The organism is Candidatus Nitrospira allomarina, from assembly GCF_032050975.1.
GTDB classification, from domain to species: domain Bacteria; phylum Nitrospirota; class Nitrospiria; order Nitrospirales; family UBA8639; genus Nitrospira_E; species Nitrospira_E allomarina.
The window spans coordinates 3,470,676-3,491,856 of the sequence record NZ_CP116967.1 but is presented as its reverse complement, the minus strand read 5'-3'; the positions used below and the strand labels follow the sequence as shown (position 1 = coordinate 3,491,856).

The 21,181-nt window shown below is 50.9% G+C and carries 16 protein-coding genes and 1 tRNA gene; 14 read left to right on the top strand and 3 right to left on the bottom strand.

Translation table 11 applies throughout. From position 1 onward, the window contains the following. Positions 1-10 precede the first annotated feature (10 nt). From purN (PP769_RS15440) to PP769_RS15430, 3 genes are all read left to right on the top strand, one after another. Positions 11-346, top strand: coding sequence for a phosphoribosylglycinamide formyltransferase (purN, locus tag PP769_RS15440; RefSeq protein ID WP_312641732.1), 336 nt, complete (start codon positions 11-13; stop codon positions 344-346). Then, a complete protein-coding gene (purN, locus tag PP769_RS15435) occupies positions 294-632 on the top strand; it encodes a phosphoribosylglycinamide formyltransferase (protein WP_312641730.1) in 339 nt (112 codons plus the stop codon). The genes purN (PP769_RS15440) and purN (PP769_RS15435) overlap by 53 nt, the downstream gene beginning before the upstream one ends. A gap of 171 nt (positions 633-803) precedes the next feature. Continuing rightward, positions 804-879, top strand: a tRNA-Ala gene (locus tag PP769_RS15430). 107 nt (positions 880-986) lie between these two features. Here the strand turns inward: PP769_RS15430 and PP769_RS15425 are convergent. Beyond that, positions 987-3,593, bottom strand: coding sequence for an alkaline phosphatase family protein (locus PP769_RS15425; protein ID WP_312641728.1), 2,607 nt, complete (start codon positions 3,591-3,593; stop codon positions 987-989). 213 nt (positions 3,594-3,806) lie between these two features. Here PP769_RS15425 and PP769_RS15420 point away from each other — a divergent pair, with 213 nt between their 5' ends. From PP769_RS15420 to PP769_RS15405, 4 genes are all read left to right on the top strand, one after another. Further along, positions 3,807-5,462, top strand: a complete 1,656-nt coding sequence (locus PP769_RS15420) for an alpha-amylase family protein (protein ID WP_312641726.1) — start codon at positions 3,807-3,809, stop codon at positions 5,460-5,462. Between the two features lie 194 nt (positions 5,463-5,656). Beyond that, entirely contained in the window at positions 5,657-6,166 is a 510-nt protein-coding gene (locus tag PP769_RS15415) for an RrF2 family transcriptional regulator (protein ID WP_312641724.1), read from the top strand. A gap of 50 nt (positions 6,167-6,216) precedes the next feature. After that, a complete protein-coding gene (locus PP769_RS15410; RefSeq protein WP_312641722.1) occupies positions 6,217-6,438 on the top strand; it encodes a DUF2061 domain-containing protein in 222 nt (73 codons plus the stop codon). A 32-nt stretch (positions 6,439-6,470) separates the two neighbouring features. Beyond that, entirely contained in the window at positions 6,471-6,893 is a 423-nt protein-coding gene (locus tag PP769_RS15405) for a DUF423 domain-containing protein (protein WP_312641720.1), read from the top strand. A 10-nt stretch (positions 6,894-6,903) separates the two neighbouring features. On the opposite strand, the gene PP769_RS15400 is transcribed toward PP769_RS15405, so the two are convergent. Further along, positions 6,904-7,833, bottom strand: a complete 930-nt coding sequence (locus tag PP769_RS15400) for a mechanosensitive ion channel family protein (protein WP_312641718.1) — start codon at positions 7,831-7,833, stop codon at positions 6,904-6,906. A gap of 538 nt (positions 7,834-8,371) precedes the next feature. On the opposite strand from PP769_RS15400, the gene PP769_RS15395 reads away from it, so the two are divergent. The 5 genes from PP769_RS15395 to glnA all read left to right on the top strand — a co-directional run bounded on the left by PP769_RS15395 (position 8,372) and on the right by glnA (position 14,255). Beyond that, positions 8,372-9,592, top strand: a complete 1,221-nt coding sequence (locus PP769_RS15395; RefSeq protein WP_312641716.1) for an outer membrane beta-barrel protein — start codon at positions 8,372-8,374, stop codon at positions 9,590-9,592. Between the two features lie 25 nt (positions 9,593-9,617). After that, entirely contained in the window at positions 9,618-10,931 is a 1,314-nt protein-coding gene (locus PP769_RS15390) for an ammonium transporter (RefSeq protein ID WP_312641714.1), read from the top strand. Positions 10,932-11,046: 115 nt separating this feature from the next. Further along, positions 11,047-11,385, top strand: coding sequence for a P-II family nitrogen regulator (locus PP769_RS15385; RefSeq protein WP_312641712.1), 339 nt, complete (start codon positions 11,047-11,049; stop codon positions 11,383-11,385). A gap of 53 nt (positions 11,386-11,438) precedes the next feature. Beyond that, complete coding sequence (locus PP769_RS15380; protein WP_376753454.1) at positions 11,439-12,743, top strand: ammonium transporter; 1,305 nt, start codon at positions 11,439-11,441, stop codon at positions 12,741-12,743. 102 nt (positions 12,744-12,845) lie between these two features. Further along, positions 12,846-14,255 (top strand): type I glutamate--ammonia ligase, encoded by a 1,410-nt coding sequence (glnA, locus tag PP769_RS15375; RefSeq protein WP_312641708.1) that lies wholly within the window; start codon positions 12,846-12,848, stop codon positions 14,253-14,255. 107 nt (positions 14,256-14,362) lie between these two features. Here the strand turns inward: glnA and PP769_RS15370 are convergent, their stop codons facing one another. Continuing rightward, positions 14,363-16,609 carry a [protein-PII] uridylyltransferase family protein gene (locus tag PP769_RS15370; protein WP_312641706.1) on the bottom strand — a complete coding sequence of 749 codons (2,247 nt, stop codon included), beginning with the start codon at positions 16,607-16,609 and terminating at the stop codon, positions 14,363-14,365. A 72-nt stretch (positions 16,610-16,681) separates the two neighbouring features. On the opposite strand from PP769_RS15370, the gene PP769_RS15365 reads away from it, so the two are divergent. Next, entirely contained in the window at positions 16,682-18,316 is a 1,635-nt protein-coding gene (locus tag PP769_RS15365) for a [protein-PII] uridylyltransferase family protein (protein ID WP_312641704.1), read from the top strand. Between the two features lie 185 nt (positions 18,317-18,501). Next, complete coding sequence (gene clpB, locus PP769_RS15360; protein WP_312641702.1) at positions 18,502-21,102, top strand: ATP-dependent chaperone ClpB; 2,601 nt, start codon at positions 18,502-18,504, stop codon at positions 21,100-21,102. Positions 21,103-21,181 lie beyond the last annotated feature (79 nt).

The following is a 21,181-nucleotide window of genomic DNA, read 5'->3' as shown; positions in this document are numbered from 1 at the left end:
GGTTCAAACTGTGTCGCTTGCCCTTGGGGTCTTAATTTCAGGCCGCGGATCAAATCTGGTGGCCATTCTGGATGCCATTGATTGTGGCTTGTTGGATGCGACTCTTAAGGTCGTAGCCAGTAACAAGCCCAATGCCGCGGGCTTAGAGCGTGCAAAGGAACGAGGGCTTCCCACGATCTATCTGGATCCAAAGCCTTTTGCCCAGGACGCCAAACCACGTGAAGCCTATGATCTGGCAATGGGTGCCCTTCTTCAGCAACATGGAGTGGTAATATGTGGCCTTGGCGGGATATATGCGGATTGTGACCCCCGCCTTAATTCAAATGTACCCATCAAAGATCTTTAATATCCATCCCTCGCTTCTACCGGCGTTTCCAGGACTCGATGCCCAACGTCAAGCTTTGGAGTGGGGCGCAAAAGTCAGCGGTTGCACGGTGCATCTGGTGACGGAAGGGGTCGATGAAGGACCGATAATTGTGCAGGCGGCTGTGCCCATCCTTGAGGGGGATACGGTTGAATCCCTGTCCGCTCGCATTTTGGAAAAAGAGCACGAATGCTATCCGCAGGCTCTTCAATTAATGGCACAAAAACGGGTACATCTGGAAGGGCGCAAGGTTCACATTCTTTCATAGAACGAATTATCAGACTTGAACGATTGCTGGGCGCGGGAGGGGACTGCGGGCAGGCAAAAAAATGTTTCAGCGATGGCAACTCGACTAACAGTCAGTTATAATCCTGTGAGATTTTTCAATTCATAAGGTCTTCTTTTTTCCAACGCATTACATCGCACGAATCTCAAGTGTGGGGGGCTAGCTCAGTTGGGAGAGCACTACGTTCGCAACGTAGGGGTCGCGGGTTCAACTCCCGTGCCCTCCACCAGTTTTTTCTTTTTCCTGCCTATTCAAATCCTCAGAGCCATCTAGAAACACCGATACCGGACCGTCCGAGTTCGCCCAAAATGAGAAAAAGCCAATTGAACTTTTTGGCTATAGCGCAAGATTTGGAATACACCGCAGGAAATCAGGTATTTCTGCCGTTGTGTGAATAGAGCTGATCGCTTTGGCGGCTGTTTCGTAGTCTACGCCCTGTTCCATCAGCTGCGCCGCTAAAAGACCTCGCTGTATATCATCTAATGGGAGATTGCCCTCAGGGCAACTACCAGGGTTTTTTGGTGGTGCCACTTGTGGCTTATCGGTTCGTGGTGATGACCTTGTTAGGACAGGGTCTAGCCTCGGAGCCTGTTGTACACGTTTTGAGTTCATCCAGTCCTTTTTGGTTACTCCTTTTTTGTCGACCCAATGTAACAGTGTCGTAAGTATGGAGGTGTGATCATATTCTGCCCCCCTGGCCGGAGCTCTAAAGACTGTTCCAGGTTCAATAAAGGGTGAGACTAAAATGGTTGGTACTCGGACCCCATAGCGGTTAAAGGTAAAAGGATACTTTTCTTTTTGAGCGGGGCTCGCATCGGGTCGAATAGCTCCCCATGGTGGTGGCTCATGGTCATAACAGCCTCCGTGCTCGTCAAAGGTGATTATGAATAGCGTATTTTTCCACGTGTCTTCATTCTTTTGGAGAGCCTTATAAATACGTTCGACAAAGGCCTCGCCATGAGCGACATTATAGGGGGGATGATACGAATTTACTTTTTTAGATTTCTGGTCTCCAACCTCCATAAATTTCGGTTCAACAAAAGAATACAGCGGTAGAGTTCCCTTATGCGCATCATTTTCAAAATCTTCAATATGACGGAAGTTGGGCTGGAGGGCAGGATTCAGCAATTGCACGGCAAACTGATAACGGGTTAAAGAGGGAAGTAATGTATCAGTATAAATCTTCCATGAAACGCCAATGTGTTGAAATACCTCGAAGATCGGTTTCGCATTTTTATAATACATCGGGTTCGGAGGTGTATTGTCGTCTTGGCTTTTATCCAGGTTATTAATTCGGCCACATGAAGTGCCGGCATGGACAAATGATCTATTTGGCCAGGTCTGACATGGCGCCGACGCGAACCATCGGTCACACACGGCAAAGTTTCGCGCGAGTCCGCTCAATACGGGCGTTTGAGCCGGAGAATAACAGGACATAATATCCTCAGGCTTGTTCGATTTGTTTTTGTAATCCTGTACAAATCCAATCATCGTTGCCGGTTCGTTTTCCTTCGGCATATCTTTGGACCCGAAAATCTGTTCATTCATGAAACGAAATTGCTCTTCGGGATCGGGATTGGGGGTGCAAAAACTCTTTGTTTGCGGTGTAACATAATGTTTTTTCGTACCGTCCTTGTTGTAGTATGTATTGGCTACTAAACCGGCAAAGGTAGGAGGAGTGGATTCAGGAATATTTCGTGATGGTTGGTTGTGCTCTTTCTCGTAGAGCCAGCCCAACAAATTATCAAACGACCGATTTTCCAGCATTAAAACCACGACATGCTTAACATCCGCTGAACCGATTTTCCCCGGCTTCACCCCCTGAGTGATCGTCAGGTCACTGAACACGTTAATGGTCTTTATTTTGGAGATTTTCCCATTATTAAATTTTAATTTTGTTGGTTGAACAACAACATTGACCAGGTCATTGAAATTAATGGCTTGCTCAGGGATATTCGCAATTGGAATTGGAGGTAGAAGTTTTAGGAAGATGTGTTTTATCGCATTTATGATAGGTTTGGATATTAGGGGCAACCAATCAGTAGGTAAACCGTTTATGGTTATATTTCTAACATCTACCACCTTATACAACACTTGTTTGTTCTTTCCAACGACAGATCCCACAACTCTACACGATACATTTAATCTTATATTGTGCAAAAGCGGTATTGTCGTCTTCATTGCGAGTTTCAAGTTCGTAGCAGCTTGTACCCCTTTGGTTGGTATACTTATCCGGGCGCTTTCTACGGCAAGGGCGATGCTTTTTAATTTCCCTGATTTAGGCCGAAATGTAATATGAAACTTTTTGATACCTGCCCCGATGACGGAATTGAGAATTGGTGCACCGATATAGGCGAATTGCCTGCCCGGTTGAAGGTTCCGGAAAGAAGCCGGGAACGTCGCCACACCTTTCATGGCAGCTGCTACAAGGAGACAGTTCCCGACCACCGCATATTTCTGGTCGGCAAATTTAATTCCGGGGATTGTGATGGGCGGTACCTTAAAACCAATTAAAAATTTATTTATACCGTTTGTCAAAAGCGTCTTAGCTGAAGCAGGAATGGTGGCGTTGGGTGTCAATTTTATCATTTTGATGGTAGTCTTGGTGCCGATGCTACGTAGTCCAATGTCCACTACACACGTGCACTCAAAGTCGTCGTGGTGAAGTTTTTGGTCACGATTCGCTCCCGCTTGAACAAAATACCCTCTTATTTTTATAGATGAAAAATTCAATGCGAATTCAGCTTGCCAGGGTTGGGTTGCCTTTGATTGCAATGAAAAGGTTGGTGGTTTGTCGATATAATATTCGACGCGAACATATTTCGTGTTTTTAGGCTTTTCCGATCCTGTAAAGTATTTTGGATAGAATGCCTTGAAGGCTTGTTTGGAAATAGTATTCAATCCGTCAACGTCAGCGCCGACTACAAGGTCGAAATTTGCCATACATGTCTCCTTAGAATAATTATTTTATTCCGGATTCAATGACTTTCACATCGACGAAAAATTGACAAGTCATACTACAATGATGTGTATGTACTTCCCAATCAGAATATATCTTGCTTTTTTTGCATTCGAAGCGGTTACTCCAAAGGGTCCTTTCAGTAGGCGGGACTTCATCACGGAAGATGACACGTCAAGCAATATGAGTCAAGCATCATGATTGAAGATCTTTGGTATAAAAATAATGTGATCTATAGTCTCGACCTCGAAACGTTTATGGATTCTGACGGGGATGGGGTGGGAGATTTCGAAGGCCTGACGCGGCGATTGGACTATTTGCATGCCTTGGGAATCGGGACGATTTGGCTTTCCCCGTTTCAGCCTTCACCAAATCGGGACAACGGGTATGACATCTCGGATTATTATGGTGTGGATCCCCGACATGGGTCGAGCGGCGACTTTGTGGAGTTTATGCACCAGGCGCAAAAACGGGGAATCAAGGTCATCATGGACCTTGTGGTGAATCACACATCGAAACAACATCGGTGGTTTCAGCATGCGTGTAAAAATACGAACTCCTCTTATTTTGACTGGTATGTATGGTCCAAAAAGCGTCCGTCGGACTGGAATCAAGGCATGGTTTTCCCCGGAGTCCAAAAAGGAACCTGGACCTATGAGAAGAAGGTCCATGAATACTACTTTCATCGTTTTTATGATTTTCAACCTGATTTGAATATGGGAAATCCAGAAGTCCGTACGGAGATCAGGCGGATTATGGGTTATTGGTTGGAATTAGGCGTGGCGGGATTCCGTGTCGATGCGGTGCCGTTCATCATTGAAACACCGGCACCCGGAAAAAAGAAACCGGTGATGCGGTACGAATTCCTCAGTGAGATGCGGAATTTTCTACAGTGGCGCTGTGGTGACGCCATCCTCTTGGGTGAGGCCAATGTCCTGCCCAAGCAGAATCGGAAATATTTCGGGGAGAATGCTGAGGGCATCCATATGATGTTCAATTTCTTCGTAAACCAACACCTGTTTTATGCGTTGGCGACATCGGATATTGCCCCTCTTGTTCACGCGCTGAAAGCCACACAAGATCTTCCGCCCACCGCACAATGGGGACAGTTTCTCCGCAATCATGACGAACTTGATTTAGGCCGGCTGACTTCTGAGCAGAGAGCGAAGGTGTATGCGAGGTTCGGACCTGAAAAACGTATGCAACTGTACGATCGTGGTATCCGGCGACGTTTAGCGCCCATGCTGGGGGACCGACGGCATATCGAATTGGCCAATAGCTTGCTTTTTTCTCTACCTGGCACGCCCGTGATTCGATACGGGGATGAGATTGGTATGGGCGATGATTTGACCTTAAAAGAACGTGCGGCTGTGCGCACGCCAATGCAATGGTCGGATGAGGCCCAGGCTGGGTTTTCCACAGCTGAACGCACAATTCTTCCTGTCATTGAATCCGGTATTTATAGTTACAAACAGATTAATGTTGAAGCGCAACGACGGGATCCCGGTTCCTTACTGAATTGGACAGCACGGATGATCCGTGTCCGCAAGGAATGTCCGGAAATCGGCTGGGGCTCGTGGAAAATCCTTCATACAGGTTCTTCGAAAGTGCTGGGCATGCGATATGATTGGCGGGGCAATTCCCTGGTGGTCCTGCATAATTTTGATGAAAAACCGCAAGAAGTGCGAATTCGTCCCGGCGTGGAGGGTGGAGATCGGTTAGTCAATCTTCTGGCAGAGGAAGAAAGTCACAGTCCTTCTTCCGGCATCCATAAAATGGCACTTGAATCGTACGGATACCGTTGGTTCAGAGTAGGAGATCTGAATTATGTGATCCACCGGAAGCGGGCCTGACCTCCATACCTCGCGGAGTGTGATTTAAAGATAGAAAACCTTTACTAGCGATGGCCTTGGGTCGATGCCAGTGAGGCCATCGAAAATTCTCCCCCCGCTTTCCCATATCCCTCGTAAAATCCCGGAGTGTTGTCTAGCAACCTAACCCAATATATGTTAATTGTGCATAATATTAGTTAACTTTATGTAGTATTATGCGATTTTCTAAAAAAAGCGAATACGCCTTGCGGGCCATGATGGAGCTGACTCAGGAGTTCGGGAAGGGACTCGTGCAACGGAAATCCCTGGCGGCGCGGCAGAATATTCCATTGGGCTTTCTGGAAATGATTTTGTTGTCCTTAAAAAATGCAGGACTGATTGGGAGTCGTCGGGGCACCCATGGCGGGGTGTATTTAATTAAGTCGCCCCGTGAAGTCACCTTGGGGCAGATTATTCGCCTTCTGGATGGCCCTCTCGCCCCGATTGCCTGTGTGAGTCAGACGGCGTATCAAAAATGCCAGGATTGTCCTCATGCGGCAACGACGACATGTCCCATTCAGCGCATCATGCTGGATGTGCGGAACGCCATTGCATCGGTCCTTGATCATTACACTCTTGAAGATTTTGTATTCCCCCAACCGGGAGGGGGAGTCCCCAATATGAAAACACAACCGGTACCAGGTGGAAGGCAGAAGAAAAAAAAGTCGTCGGAACATTCATCGTAGTCAATCTTTTTGCTGTTCTCATGCGGCAAGGTCAACGATAAGAGGAACCTATGGAAACTCATTGGCGTAGTGTAGTGAAGGGTGTGAGTTGGCGGGCGGTTGGGACGTTGGATACCACCCTTTTGGTGTTCATTTTTTCTGGAGAACTCCTTCTTGCCGCTTCGGTGGGATTAACGGAATTGGTCACGAAAATTTTTTTATATTGGCTTCATGAGCGAGTCTGGCAAAAAATTCAATGGGGACGGATCTATCCCACAACCAGTTCACCATAAATGACGCCCCCTTCACCAAAAGGATTACAATTATGGCACGGCAAATTTTGACGAGTGGGGCGCTGATGGCTTTCCTTGGCGTGGCGATTGGCGCCTTTGGGGCACATGGACTCAAGCCATTTCTTTCTGAACAGATGTTGGGGGTCTTTGAAACCGGTGTGCGGTATCATCTGATCCATGCCCTGGGGATGCTCATTGCCGGATTGAGTCTGGTTTATGCTCCCCTTCGTCAGTTCAGGTTGGCCGGTTGGGCTTTTTTCCTGGGCATCGTGTTGTTTGCAGGAAGCCTGTATGTCCTGTCCCTATCAGGTACACGGGGGTTGGGGATGATCACTCCTTTTGGAGGGCTGTGCTTTCTTGTGGGATGGGGCCTGTTGGCGAGAGGTTATTGGAAAGCCTTTCCCCACCAGAAGGCTCCATTCTCTCCACCAGAGAGTAAGGAGCCGAGTCCTTAATGTCACATGATTAAGACGTTGACCTTTCCGCCTCAGGCAACATGTTTTTGACGACGAATGGGGGGCTGGCTTCTCCCATATAGAGCGTGCGATGCGGAAAGGGAATTTCAATTCCATTTTGATCAAAGGCTTTTTTCAGGCGCCGCCGGTACTCCCGCCCGACTCCCCATTGCTCGATGGGAAGTGTTTTGATCCGGGCTTTAATCACGACTTCTGATTCTCCAAAGGCATCGACACCCATAATTTCAATGGGCTCCAGGATTTTTCTGCCCAATTGCTCATCTTGCTGTAAGTCCTTTCCGACCTCTCGCATGATGGCCGTCACGCGGTCAGTGTCCTCTTTGTAGGCTACGCCGATATTCATGACATAGGCAGACCAATCTTTGGTCATGTTGGCAAGAGTCGTGACGGTGCCATTCGGAAAAATGTGGACGGTTCCTGCCTGGTCGCGAAGGGTAATGGTTCTAAAACTGATGCCTTCGACCAAGCCCCCGGTTCCATTGACCACAGCCACATCTCCAACCCGTACCTGGTTTTCTAAAATCATAAAAAATCCGTTAATGACATCCCGGACCAGATTTTGTGCGCCAAAGCCGACGGCCAGACCCACGATGCCGGCACTGGCGATAATGGGTGTGATGTCCAACCCGATTTGATCCAACCCCATCACGACGGCAATGACCCAGACCAAGGTAAGGCAGATTGTCAGAAGCAAGCCGATGAGAGTTTTAACCCGCTTTTCAGCGGCCACCCGGTTCTTATCATCGTTTTCCCTTATTCTAAGTAAAAAGATCTCGAGTTTGTGCAGCCCGAACCGAACGGCACGTATCCCGACATAGGTAACCACCAGGATAAGGAGAAGCCGCAAGCCGGCTTCCATCATCACCACCGACTTGGCTGCAAGAAAGGGAGTAAGCTTTTCAAAACCAAAAGATTCCATCTATGACCTCCTTCAAGAGAAAAAGAAGAGTCAGCTCCTTGAAAGCCCGTCTTCACCCCAGGGGAATTAAGGAGCTGAGCCAGAGTAGAATGCCTATTCTTTCAAGGGATTGGAGTATTGGCAAGCAGGGAAGGGAGAGAGTTGGCATGTTTCTCATATCCCGGCTGAGGTATGTGAGAAAGAAATCAGCTAAATGAATTTTGCGAGGTGCCGTTTTTTCATCAACCGAGGGCCTATTTTGATGTCTCTCCCTTGACACATGGTATCTCGGGTGGTAAAAAATCCAAAATAGGTCGCCGAAGACAACGAAGTCTATGGTCGACCTCCCATACAATAGAACGCGGACAATGAAGTCCTCAGCCAAGGAAATTGGTTGGGGATTTTTTTTTGCCTTTTGACCCTTTTGCCCGTTTGTTGTCCTTGGGAAACCCATAGAGTCTCGTCAATGAAGCGTGGCTGATCATTATCGGGGGAAGGTGGCGTCGGAAAATCCTGGTCGTGGTATGGCGAGTGCGACCTCAAAAACACGGAGGGCTACATGATTGGAGACCTAATACCTGAAATCACCTTTCACTCACAGAAGGCTTGTCGGCGTAGCGGGCTATTGGGCCTTAGTCTTGTGTTGCTTGTAGTGGTTGGCGGAACGAGCGTGAGTGAGGCGGCGGTGTTAACCAAGGAGGATTTCAAACTCTATGGGTATGTGGAGGCCTCCTATACGCAAAATTTCAACTTCCCTAAAAATTCCGGGGCCAATGCTAATGATTTACGGATTTTTGACGGGGATGCCAATTCATTCAGACCCAATATGGCTCAATTGGTCTTTGAAAAGGAAGCGACCAACGGCAGCAATGCCGTCGAGCGTGCGGGCTTTCGACTGAAATTAGATGTTGGTGAGGATGCGCAATTTACGGGTGGGCGAACCGGGGATGATATAGATTTTCAGGAAATGTATGTTCAGTATGTCGCCCCGCTCGGCAATGGATTGGATATTCGGATTGGACGAATGAATTCCTTGGTGGGCTATGAAGTCATTGAGAGTCCCTACAACAACAATTTTTCCCGATCCTGGTTGTTTGGTTTGGGTCAGCCCTTTACGATCACCGGCCTTCGTCTGGCCTATGCCGTCAACGAACAGCTTTCAGTGTTAATGAGTGTTCTCAATTCTTATACGGGTTTGACGGAGGATAATAATACGCCGAAATCTGTGGAAGGCTTAGTGTCGTATCGCCCTACTGAAGCGCTTGGATTGAATGTGTATGGCATTGTTGGAAAAGAGAGTTCGAATACGAGATCGGGGTCAGGCACACGGGTTCTGATCGGCGGGTATGCGACCTACCAGGCCACGGATCAATTGGGTTTTGTGGTGGAAGGGTATTATGCCAATCAAGAAAATGGAAGTGCCATCAGCTCGGGACGCAATGCCCGTTGGGATGGTGTCGCGGGGTATGCCATTTATGATTTCAATGAACAATGGGGTCTTCGGTTTCGTGGAGAAATTTGGGAGGACGCCGGAGGCGATCAGAGTTGTTTGGGAACGGCCGGATCCGGTGGAAATGCGAATGTCTGTGCCGTGTCAGCTCCGATCGCACAAACCCTTTGGGAGAACACGGTGACTCTTCAATATAAGCCGACCCCGTCGCTGATCACCCGATTGGAATTTCGATATGACAAATCAAATCAAAATGTTTTTCTAGATGGAAAAAATACGTTGACTAATAACCAACAGACACTGGCGGTTGAAGCCATTTTCCTCTTTTAAGAAGAGGTCCAAGGAGCAAAAGACGATGAAGGTCTATATTCACAAAGCCAGTAGAGCGATATTGTCGGCAGTCATGTCTGTTTTGGTCTTGAACGGGTTGGGCTCATTCGTGTGGGCTCAGGATGGAGGAGCCTCGGAACTCAATGCCGGCGACACGGCTTGGGTGTTGATGTCCTCAGCCTTGGTGTTGGCCATGATCATACCGGGATTGGCGCTGTTTTATGGGGGGATGGTCAGAAGTAAAAATGTGTTAAGCACCATGATGCATAGTTTTATTGCCGTCTGTCTCGTCAGTGTGGTGTGGGTGTTTTGGGGTTATAGTTTTGCGTTTGCGCCGGATGTGGGAGGCGTCATTGGCGGACTCGACTGGTTGGGATTGGTAGGGGTGGGACCCGAACCGCTTCAAGGTTCCACGATTCCCCATTTGGCCTTCATGGTCTTTCAACTCATGTTTGCGGCCATTACCGTGGCGCTCATTAGTGGAGCCATTGCCGAGCGAATGAAATTTAGTGCCTTTGCCTTGTTTGCCGTGTTGTGGGTCACGTTCATTTATGCGCCTCTGGCTCATTGGGTGTGGGGAGGTGGCTGGCTCGCAGAATTGGGTGACTTGGATTTTGCCGGTGGGACGGTGGTCCACATCAGTTCGGGGGTGGCTGCGTTAGCCTGCGCGCTTGTCTTAGGAAAACGCCACGGATATGGTACCGACAATATGAGCCCCCATAACCTGCCCTTTACGGTCATCGGGGCCAGTTTGTTGTGGGTCGGATGGTTTGGATTTAACGCAGGAAGTGCGTTGGCAGCCAATGGGATTGCGGCGAGTGCCTTTGTGGCGACTCACGTGGCGACGGCCGCCGGAGCGCTGGCCTGGGTCGGGGTGGAGGGACTCTATCGAGGAAGAGCGACCGTGTTGGGCGCGGCCAGCGGTGCCGTCGCGGGTCTGGTGTCCATTACACCAGCTGCCGGGTATGTGGGGCCCATCGGGGCGCTTGTGATTGGTTTTGGAGGAGGCGTGGTGTGTTATCTCGGTGTATTTTTAAAGAATAAACTGGGCTATGATGATGCCTTGGATGTGCTTGGGATCCATGGAATCGGAGGAACCTGGGGGGCCGTGGCCACCGGATTATTTGCGAGCATGGGTGGAGGCACCGGGCTCTTTTTCGGAAACCCCTCGCAGGTTGTCATCCAAGTGATTGGAGTGGGTGCAACATGGGCGTTCTCCTTTGTCGGCACCTATCTCATCCTCAAACTTGTTGACGGCACGATCGGATTACGTGTCACTCGAGAAGAGGAGGTGCTTGGATGTGATCTGACCCAACACCGGGAACGGGCCTATGGGTAATTCAGACAAATGAAATGTCATGGTTTCAAGAGCAAGGGCGGTCGGGTAGAGTCCGTTGCCTGCGACGGCGGAAGGCGATATTCAGGTGTCTTAATCCAATGGAAGGATGGTTCTTATGAAGCTGATTCAAGCCATTATTAAACCCTTTAAGTTAGATGAAGTGAAAGATGCTTTGATCGAGTTGGGTATTCAGGGCATGACTGTCACCGAGGTGAAGGGATTTGGACGTCAAAAAGGTCATAAAGAGACTTATCGTGGCACTGAATATCAGATTGAATTCGTTCCCAAAATCAAACTGGAAATCGCCTTGGCCGATGAACGAGTCGGAGAGGCTCTGGAAGCCATTATGCGTGCAGCCAAAACCGGCAGTATTGGGGATGGAAAAATTTTCGTCTCCGAGTTACATAGCGTTATCCGTATTCGGACTGGGGAATCGGGCGAAGGAGCGGTCTGACCATTGGCACCCGACCACATCACGTGTTGACTCGAGGAGGGGAAATGAATCTGATGATTCTACGCTCAACGATGGGGAAATTGACCGGACTGGTGCTCGGCCTGAGTTTGACTCAACCCGTTGCCGTTTGGGCAGGTGAAGAAGGGTTGCCGAAAATTGATACGGGCGATACGGCCTGGCTCTTAATGTCTTCGGCGCTGGTGTTGTGTATGACGCTTCCCGGTCTGGCCTTATTCTACGGCGGGCTGGTTCGCAAAAAAAATGTGCTCGGAACTATCATGCATACGATGGTGATTCTGTGTGTCATTAGCCTGGTCTGGGTGCTAGGCGGATACAGTTTAGCCTTCGGTCCTGATGTTGGAGGAATTATTGGCAGCCTGGCATGGGTGGGTCTGAATGGTGTGGGATTGGATCCGAGTCCGCTGTATGCGTCGACAGTGCCCCATCAAGTCTTTATGTTCTTCCAGCTCATGTTTGCCGCCATCACCGTCGCCCTGATTACCGGCAGTGTGGCCGAGCGGATGAAATTTAAAGCCTTACTCTTATTTGCCGTCTTATGGTCCCTTCTGATCTATACCCCGTTGGCCCATTGGGTATGGGGTGGGGGGTGGTTGGCCAAGCTTGGCGCGTTGGATTTTGCCGGAGGTGCGGTCGTCCATATCTCTTCCGGGTTCGGAGCCCTGGTCTGTGCCGTGATGCTTGGGAAGCGCAAGGGATTTGGTGCAGAGCCGATGCCTCCACATGATTTGCCAATGACCGTCCTGGGTGCGGGCCTCCTCTGGTTCGGGTGGTTCGGCTTTAACGCGGGGAGTGCGCTAGGAGCCAATGGGGTGGCCGCGGCGGCGTTTCTGGCCACTCATACGGCCGCCTCGGCCGGGGGGCTCAGTTGGATGGTGGCCGAATGGGTTCATAGGGGAAAACCCACCGTGTTAGGGGTCGCCAGTGGAGTGGTCGCGGGGTTGGCCACGGTGACGCCGGCCGCAGGATTTATCGGGCCGATGGCAGCACTTCTGATTGGTCTGGTTGCCGGCACCGTGTGTTATATCGCGGTCGTGTGGAAAATGCGGTTCGGTTATGATGATTCGCTGGATGTCGTGGGCATTCATGGCGTGGGCGGGTTTATGGGCATATTAGCGACAGGGTTGTTTGCCTCCATCGGGGCCCAGGGTTTCTTTTTTGGAAACCCCGGACAGTTTGGTATACAAGTCGTATTGGCTTTGGTAACCTTGGCGTTTTCTGTCATCGGGACCTATCTCATTCTTAAAATCGTGGATGTGACCGTGGGGCTGAGAGTCACCGCCCAGGACGAGGAAATGGGGTTGGATCTTAGTCAACACAACGAACGGGCCTATTCCTAACATGGAGGTGTGGGATGGGGCATGATGCATGCGTGCGAACAGGTGAGGAGATGAGGGGGTTGTTACTTTTATAAACAGCTGTGCCGGCGAAGGAGGTATTGAATGACCGCGAAAGAAGTGTTGGATTTTGCGAAAAAGAACAAGGTGGAAATGGTCGACGTGAAGTTTGTCGATCTCATGGGGACCTGGCAGCATTTTTCGATTCCGACCTCAGAGTTAACGTTGGATCTCTTTAAAGAAGGCTCTGGTTTTGATGGATCGTCTATTCGTGGCTGGCGCATGATCCAAAATAGCGACATGTTGATCGTGCCTGATCCGAATACCGCCTGCCTGGATCCATTCATGGAAATTCCCACGTTAAGCCTGATTGGAGACGTGCAAGATCCGATTACCCGGACCATCTATGAGCGGGATCCCCGTGGAGTGGCGCTTCGCGCGGAACAATATCTCAAGAGCACGAAAATCGGAGACATCTCCTACTGGGGCCCGGAAGCCGAATTTTTTATTTTTGACCATGTGTCGTTTGATCAAAACAGCCACTCCGGTTACTACTTTGTTGATTCAGAAGAAGGCATCTGGAATTCCGGAAAAGACGGAGTCAACCTCGGATCACGCCCGCGCCACAAGGAGGGCTATTTCCCCGTGTCCCCCGTCGACTCGCAACAGGATATCCGGTCGGAAATGTGCCGGGAAATGGAAAAAGTCGGAATCAAGGTGGAGAAGCATCATCATGAAGTGGCCACAGCGGGCCAAGCCGAAATCGATCTTCGATTCGATACTCTGGTCAAGATGGCCGATCAGATGATGATGTACAAATATATTGTGCGCAATGTCGCGCGGCGACATAACAAAACCGTGACCTTTATGCCCAAGCCGCTCTATGGGGATAACGGCACCGGCATGCATACGCATCAGAGCATTTGGAAGGACGGGAAGCCTCTGTTTGCCGGAAAGGAATACGCGGGTGTCTCACAGATGTGCTTATATTATATCGGCGGGATACTCAAGCATGGTCCGGCCCTGGCCGCGCTCACCAATCCGATTACGAATTCGTACAAACGCTTGACCCCGGGCTTTGAAGCACCCGTGCTGCTGGCCTATTCCAGCCGGAACCGATCGGCGGGCATCCGGATTCCCATGTATTCGCCGAGTCCCAAGGCCAAGCGCATTGAGGTTCGATTCCCTGATCCTTCCTGCAACATGTATTTGGCCTTCAGTGCCATGCTGATGGCCGGATTGGACGGGATTCAAAATAAAATCCATCCAGGGGAAGCCATGGATAAAAATCTTTATGATTTAGAACCTGAGGAATTAGGGAATATTCCCTCATTGCCTTCGAGTCTGGAACAGGCCTTAAAGGCGCTTGAGGATGACCATGAATTTCTCTTGAAAGGCGGAGTGTTTTCCGAAGACCTGCTTGAAGCCTGGATTGCCTATAAACGGTCCAATGAAATCGATGCCATTCGAGTCAGGCCACACCCGTATGAATACTTTATGTACTATGATGTGTAAACAACGTTAAGCGTCAACCTTTCCGCCTGTCTGCGGGAAAGGTCGGTGGGTTTTCTAACGCCCGGGTATTCCATGAAGGCGACGTCATGCCTTCTGATGCCCGGGCGTTAGCGTTTGGGAAACCGTCGAAGAAATTGTTCGTGAATCTTTCTCATCCTGGAGTGGATCGCATGCTCCAGATCGTCGGCCCCCTGAAGCCAGTTTGTGGTGAGCATTCCGAGCCGGCGGGCGAGAAAAACCATTTCATCAGAACCGGATGGGGGCAGGACAAGGTCCTGGGCATGGCCACGGACAATTCTCAGTCCATCAATGAGTTGTCGGAAATACACATAGTGGTCTTTGAGTTGGGCCCCCTCCTCTAGACTGAACAGGCCTTCCCCGCTTAGATGATCGATGGCTTCGAGCGTATTGGGAGTACGAATGGAAGGAAGGTCGTGTCCGTGCATGAGTTGAAGGTATTGCACCGTATACTCCACATCAAGGAGGCCTCCCGCTCCGTATTTTACATGTGTGGTTCCCGGCCGGACCAATTCCTTGATCTGCCGTTCACGAAGGTGGAGGGCGGTCTGCAGGTCCCATGGGTCGGGGGCATAGACAAATAGGTCACGATGTTGTTCAACGGCTTTTCCGACGGCACGATTGCCGGCAAGAAATCGAAGCTTGATAAGGGCTTGTCGTTCAAATGGAGCGGCTCCGCCCTCTGACGTATAATAGTGCTGAATCTCTTCCAGGGAATTGGCGAGGAGCCCTTTCTCTCCATGCGGCCGAAGGCGGGTATCCAGGTGAAAAATGCCTTCCTGTTTGGCTTCAATCCATTGGAGAAATTCCTGGGCCCAGCGTTCAAAATAATCCGAGGATACCCGCGCGGTCTGACCGCGCGGTGGTGTGCCCGGCATGTGATAGACGAACAGAATCTCGATATCGGAGGCATACCCTAATTCGCCTCCCCCGAGTTTCCCTAATCCAAAGATGGCCATCGACGGCGGAGCGGTGAGGGAGGCTTTTGGATTGATCGCCTGTTGAGAATGCAACAGGGCCTGATTGAGAATGACGTCAGCGAGATTGGTCAGGGCCTGAGAAAACTGCGGGAGCGGACTATTCTCCAGGAGATGACGCATATCGATTCGAAACAGTTCTTCATCTTTCCATTGATTCAAGCGCTGTTTTTTGTCGGCGGGAGTTTTGGCTTTGAGCAATAACGGCTCGATGGCTTTGCTGAGGATGGCTTTTGACCGGATCAGGGGACCCTTTTGGTACTGATTCATCATCGGCAATAAATTGTTATGCTGCCGGCGAAGTAAGTCCTCCCACAGGTAATCACTGCTGCCGAAGAGTTGCGCCAGTCGTTCCAAAGTGGAAGCCTGGCTCAGCTTGGTGAGATGCGATGAGGTATTCGCCTGCTCTAACCATTGATCCAGGAATTGATCAAAATGGTCGAGCGCTTTCCCGGGGTCCGGTGCCCACCTCAGGTAATGGGTGAATTCTTTCAGTAAGGTGGCCGCCGTTCGCAGTTCCTGTTGTTCGGCTTTCCCCTGAATTTTTTCGCCTTGCCGCCCGCGAACGTAGAGACGGTTGCGGACGCGATGCTTGGCGACTTCAATCTTGGCTTTCACAATATAGATGCCGCGCATGGCCAGGGCATTGGCAAAGGTGTAGAGAAACGCCGGCGTATCGGTTGAGCTAATATCCAGGATGGTTTCATGACTGCCACGCGGGTTGGAAAAGCTGATGTGTACCGGATGGACCATCTCCGTTGGTTTTTGCCGCATGTTCTCTAGATTTTCAATCAGTCGTCGATTGACCTGGCGACGAGCTTGCCGGATTTGATTCTTTTGAAGAAGGATGAGGAGGGCCGTCACCATTTCTTGAAGCTCACGTTGTTCAGGTTCCTCAAATTTCACGTCTTCAAGAGCCTGCACGTGAAAGACATCCACCACAATTTTTCGGGTCAACCCTCGAGTCCCTTGTGAAGATCCACCCATGGGCGCGTGTCCCGGAATGGATTTCCTGGAAAGGGAAGTGGGGGATGTGGTCTCCAGCGAGGTGAAAATCGTGGCCTCGCGAATGTCCAACCCAAAGGACGATAAGACGCCACAGAACATGGCAAATTCTGAAAAATAGTCATACCCCACGAGAGTCAGTTGGTATTGCCGGGCGGGGAGAGTCTTGATCGAGATCGCACAGGGTCGTTCAAACGTGAGCTGGTTTGCCAGAGCTAAATGTTCCAGGATCGCGGCGGGAGGAAAGCTGTCAAAATAATCCGGGTCCATCTGCCGGACAAAATCTCTGATCAAGGCCGGACGAAGATCAGGACATTGGGTTTGATACGACTGGATCCGCTCGGCTTCGTTCATGGTGTCCGAGTATACTGAAAAATTGTTGCATTGTAAGGTCTGCCGCGCTTCCGTATAATTTTCCCTTTGACGATGAGCGCTTTTACACCACACACAGCTTCCGAGGGTGATCCTTCCGCTGCTTCCCTTCCCGATCCGACGCCCTTACTTCTGGCTTCAGGACTTCCCTCCCGGGACGTGGCCCACATTCTTGAGGCCTATAGCCTGCAGGATTGGAAACGGGCCGACCAGAATCTGCAGGCCATGGCCGGGGAACCGGTCACACGGAAAGCCCTGGCAACCATTCTGCCTGCGGTCTTAAGTAGCGTGGGGCGAACGGCCGACCCGGATCAGGCCATCAATGAATGGGAACGGTATGTCGATTCCGGGATCCAGCGGCTCCAACTGTTTCAATATTTAGCGATGGTTCCGCATGTGGTTGAAGTGTTGGGCGCGGCGTTCGGGAATAGTCCCGCCATGGCGCAAACCTTTATCCGTGATCCGTTACTCGTGTATTGGATTGAAGATGATGGGGTTCTGCGACGGCGGATGACGCGGGTAGCTCTGGAGGCCCACGTGCAGGCTGCGCTCAGTACGGTGACGAGTTTTGAGGCAAAATGTGAAGCATTACGACGGCTGAAACGGCGCGAAATGCTCCGGATCGGGATTCGCGATCTCTTGGGCATTGCGACGCCGGTCGAAACCTATACGGTGTTATCGGATCTGGCCTCGGCTGTGATTCAAGCGGTCTATGAACTGGTGAACCGGGAGTTAACGCTGCGGTTTGGCGATTTTGGAGAGGGGACATCGACCGGGAAAATGGGAGACGGTTTCTCCGTGCTGGCGATGGGGAAACTCGGGGGATGGGAGCTGAATTATAGCTCGGATGTCGATCTGATTTATGTGTACCATGCCCCCGAAGGAATGACCAGAGCGGGGAGGGGACAAACCAGTATTTCGCGAGCCCTGTATTGTGAAACGCTGGCCAGGGAACTCACGGCGGTCTTAACGGCGCCCACAGCGGAAGGAGCTTTGTTTCGAGTCGATCTCCGTCTCCGTCCGGAAGGAATGGTCGGACCCTTGGCTTCGTCCCTTGAAGACGCGCTTCATTATTATGCGGGCCGGGGACGTACCTGGGAACGTCTGGCCTTTCTCAAAGCCAAGCCTATTGCCGGGAATCTCCGTGTGGGGGAGGCTTTAATCAAGGGGCTGACAAACTTTGTGTATGGGCATGAAGAAGACGAAGGGCAGGTCTTTCAGGCTATACATTCCCTCCGGTCACAAATTCTGGCCAAGATGATTCGACGAGGGGAAGTCGACCGGCATGTCAAACTGGGCATCGGAGGGATTCGGGAAATCGAATTTATTGTTCAAGCTCTTCAACTGCGTTGGGGACAGGCGTATCCTAAAATCCGTGACCGGCAAACACTCAAAGCGTTGGTGAAGTTGAGGCACATTGAAAAACTCACGGCTCAGGAGGCGCGCCTCCTAAAAAAGTCGTATGTGTTTTTGAGAAATCTTGAGCACAAACTTCAAATGGTCCATGAATTTCAAACGCATCTGCTCCCGAGTAAGACGGACGAAATTGCCAAATGTGCTGTTAGAATGGGTTACCTCAAACGGGGAACCGTGGGGCAGGCCACGGAAAAATTCCTGAACGACTATCGCCGGCATACCACCACTGTACATCAGTTATACGAACGCATCATGTGTTCGTCATCGTCCTAGCTGCTCCACGCTTTACTTTTCAAGATATCCATTTTTTCGCCATCCGTTAAACCGTCGTGTTACAGAGAAAAGGACGAATGTCGAGTGCGAATCGTGCGAAGGGGTTGAATTCCCGCCGGGGATTATTATCTTTATAGTGCGAGACAAATTCCGGACGAATACATTTTTGATTAAGGGGGAAGCCAATGGACCTTAACCGAATGACGATCAAATTACAGGAAGCCTTGCAGGCTGCCTCGGGGATCGCGATGCGACGTAGCCATCAAGGGATTGATGTGGAACATCTCCTGCTGGCGTTACTGGAGCAATCCGGTGGATTGGCTCACCCGATTTTAGAGCATACGGGAGTCTCTCCGACCGCCGTCAAAAATGCCGCAGAACAAGCCCTGCAGAAGGTGCCTCAGGTTCAGGGGAGTGGGGCGCCTCCGGGTCAGGTGCATCTCTCTCCGCGTCTGGCCAAAGTGCTCAATCAGGCGGAAGCGGAAATGAAGGAGCTTCGGGATGAATACTTGAGTGTCGAGCATGTCATCCTGGCCATGGTGGCCGAAGGCGGCGTGTTTACCTCCATGGGACTCAAGCGGGATAAAGTCCTCTCCGGCCTTCAGGAAGTGCGGGGCAATCAACGCGTGACCAGCCAGGATCCCGAGGGCACATATCAGGCATTAGAAAAATATGGTCGGGATCTGACCCGGTTGGCCAGCCAGGGAAAATTGGATCCGGTGATCGGCCGTGACGAAGAAATTCGTCGTGTGGTGCAGATCCTGTCCCGCCGCACCAAGAATAATCCGGTCCTGATCGGAGAACCGGGTGTGGGGAAAACGGCCATTGTCGAAGGTCTGGCACAACGAATCATTAAAGGGGATGTGCCGGATGGACTTAAAAATAAACGCTTGATCGTGCTTGATATGGGTGCCCTGGTGGCGGGTGCCAAATTTCGCGGGGAATTTGAAGAGCGGTTAAAAGCCGTCTTAAAAGAAATTCAATCCTCCCAGGGACAGATCCTTCTGTTTATCGATGAATTGCACACGGTCGTGGGGGCGGGAGCGGCGGAGGGGTCGATGGATGCCGCCAACTTGCTGAAGCCGATGTTGGCCAGAGGGGAACTTCATTTGATCGGTGCCACCACGCTGGATGAATACCGGAAACATATTGAAAAAGATGCGGCCTTGGAGCGGCGGTTCCAACCGGTGGTAGTTGATCAGCCGTCGGTGGAAGATACCATTTCCATTCTGCGCGGATTAAAAGAACGGTATGAAGTCCATCATGGTGTGCGCATCAAAGACTCGGCATTAGTGGCAGCCTCACGCCTGTCCAATCGCTACATCGGGGACCGGTTTCTGCCTGATAAAGCGATTGACCTCATCGACGAAGCCAGCGCGCGATTGCGTACCGAAATCGACAGCATGCCCGCTGAAATGGATGAGATTTCCCGAAAAGTCCTGCAGTTGGAAATTGAACGGGAAGCCTTGAAGAAAGAAACCGATGCGGCCAGCCGCACCCGGTTAACCCATATTGAGGAAGAATTGAAAGCCAAGCAGGCCGCGCTGAATGATTTAAAAACCCAATGGGATGCGGAGAAATCGTCTGTCGGGAAATTACAAACAATCCGGCAGGAGATCGAAGGCGTCAAACAGCAAATCGAACAGGCCGAGCGGCAGTATGACCTGAATCGCGTGGCGGAGTTGCGCTATGGCACCTTGCCCAAACTGGAAAAATCCATGAAGGATGAGGAAGAGCGACTGGCCAATCAACAAGGCACCAGCCGTCTGCTCAAAGAAGAGGTCGATGAAGATGACATTGCCGAGGTCGTCAGCCGGTGGACAGGCATTCCCGTGAGCCGGTTACTCCAAGGCGAAGTGGAAAAACTTCTGCACCTCGATGAATGGTTACACAAACGTGTGATCGGTCAGGATGAAGCGGTCAAAGCGGTGGCCGAAGCCGTATTGCGTGCCCGGTCCGGCATCAAAGATCCCAATCGCCCCATCGGGTCGTTCCTCTTTCTGGGACCGACCGGCGTGGGCAAAACCGAATTGGCGCGGGCGCTGGCACATACCCTTTTCGATAACGAAGCCAACATGGTGCGTATCGATATGTCGGAATATATGGAAAAACATACCGTGGCTCGATTGATCGGCGCCCCGCCAGGGTATGTGGGCTATGAAGAAGGCGGGCAGTTAACCGAAGCGGTGAGACGCAGACCCTTCTCGGTCATCCTCTTCGATGAAATCGAAAAGGCGCATCATGATGTCTTTAATGTCCTCCTCCAAGTCCTGGATGACGGGCGATTGACCGATTCACAAGGCCGAACCGTGGACTTCAAAAACACCGTGCTTATCATGACCTCGAATCTGGGCAGTCAGGATATTTTGGAAGCCCAGCAACGGAATATGGACTATGAAGCCATTCGGGCCTTAGTGCTTAAAGAAATTCAACAGCATTTCCGTCCGGAATTTTTAAACCGGGTGGATGAAATTGTGGTCTTCCATCCCTTAAAACGGGAGGAACTGGCGCAAATCGTCGAAATTCAATTGGAACGGCTCAGGGTCAGATTAGCGGACCGGCGGATGTCCCTGGAACTCTCGCCGGCGGCCGTGGCCGATCTGGCGGCGCGTGGCTATGACCAGGTCTATGGAGCACGTCCTTTGAAACGCCTGCTTCAACAGGAAATTGAAACGCCGCTCTCCCGGTTGATCATTCAGGGCAAAGCGGTGGATGGCCAACGCATTGTGGGCGATCTGGTCGACAGCAAATTCGTCCTCACCGCCCAGGATAATGTAGAGGCCTAATGTCACTCCACCAATTCCACGGGGAGTATGATCGTGGTGCTCCCCGTGAAATTGTTTTCCCCAACGGTTTCCCGTCCAA

Excerpts from the sequence above, each read along its gene's own strand:
- purN (WP_312641730.1), top strand. The coding sequence starts at position 294 with ATGCGGATTGTGACCCCCGCCTTAATTCAAATGTACCCATCAAAGATC.
- PP769_RS15425 (WP_312641728.1), bottom strand. The coding sequence starts at position 3,593 with ATGGCAAATTTCGACCTTGTAGTCGGCGCTGACGTTGACGGATTGAAT.
- PP769_RS15420 (WP_312641726.1), top strand. The coding sequence starts at position 3,807 with ATGATTGAAGATCTTTGGTATAAAAATAATGTGATCTATAGTCTCGAC.
- PP769_RS15415 (WP_312641724.1), top strand. The coding sequence starts at position 5,657 with ATGCGATTTTCTAAAAAAAGCGAATACGCCTTGCGGGCCATGATGGAG.
- PP769_RS15410 (WP_312641722.1), top strand. The coding sequence starts at position 6,217 with ATGGAAACTCATTGGCGTAGTGTAGTGAAGGGTGTGAGTTGGCGGGCG.
- PP769_RS15405 (WP_312641720.1), top strand. The coding sequence starts at position 6,471 with ATGGCACGGCAAATTTTGACGAGTGGGGCGCTGATGGCTTTCCTTGGC.
- PP769_RS15400 (WP_312641718.1), bottom strand. The coding sequence starts at position 7,833 with ATGGAATCTTTTGGTTTTGAAAAGCTTACTCCCTTTCTTGCAGCCAAG.
- PP769_RS15395 (WP_312641716.1), top strand. The coding sequence starts at position 8,372 with ATGATTGGAGACCTAATACCTGAAATCACCTTTCACTCACAGAAGGCT.
- PP769_RS15390 (WP_312641714.1), top strand. The coding sequence starts at position 9,618 with ATGAAGGTCTATATTCACAAAGCCAGTAGAGCGATATTGTCGGCAGTC.
- PP769_RS15385 (WP_312641712.1), top strand. The coding sequence starts at position 11,047 with ATGAAGCTGATTCAAGCCATTATTAAACCCTTTAAGTTAGATGAAGTG.
- PP769_RS15380 (WP_376753454.1), top strand. The coding sequence starts at position 11,439 with ATGATTCTACGCTCAACGATGGGGAAATTGACCGGACTGGTGCTCGGC.
- glnA (WP_312641708.1), top strand. The coding sequence starts at position 12,846 with ATGACCGCGAAAGAAGTGTTGGATTTTGCGAAAAAGAACAAGGTGGAA.
- PP769_RS15370 (WP_312641706.1), bottom strand. The coding sequence starts at position 16,609 with ATGAACGAAGCCGAGCGGATCCAGTCGTATCAAACCCAATGTCCTGAT.
- PP769_RS15365 (WP_312641704.1), top strand. The coding sequence starts at position 16,682 with ATGAGCGCTTTTACACCACACACAGCTTCCGAGGGTGATCCTTCCGCT.
- clpB (WP_312641702.1), top strand. The coding sequence starts at position 18,502 with ATGGACCTTAACCGAATGACGATCAAATTACAGGAAGCCTTGCAGGCT.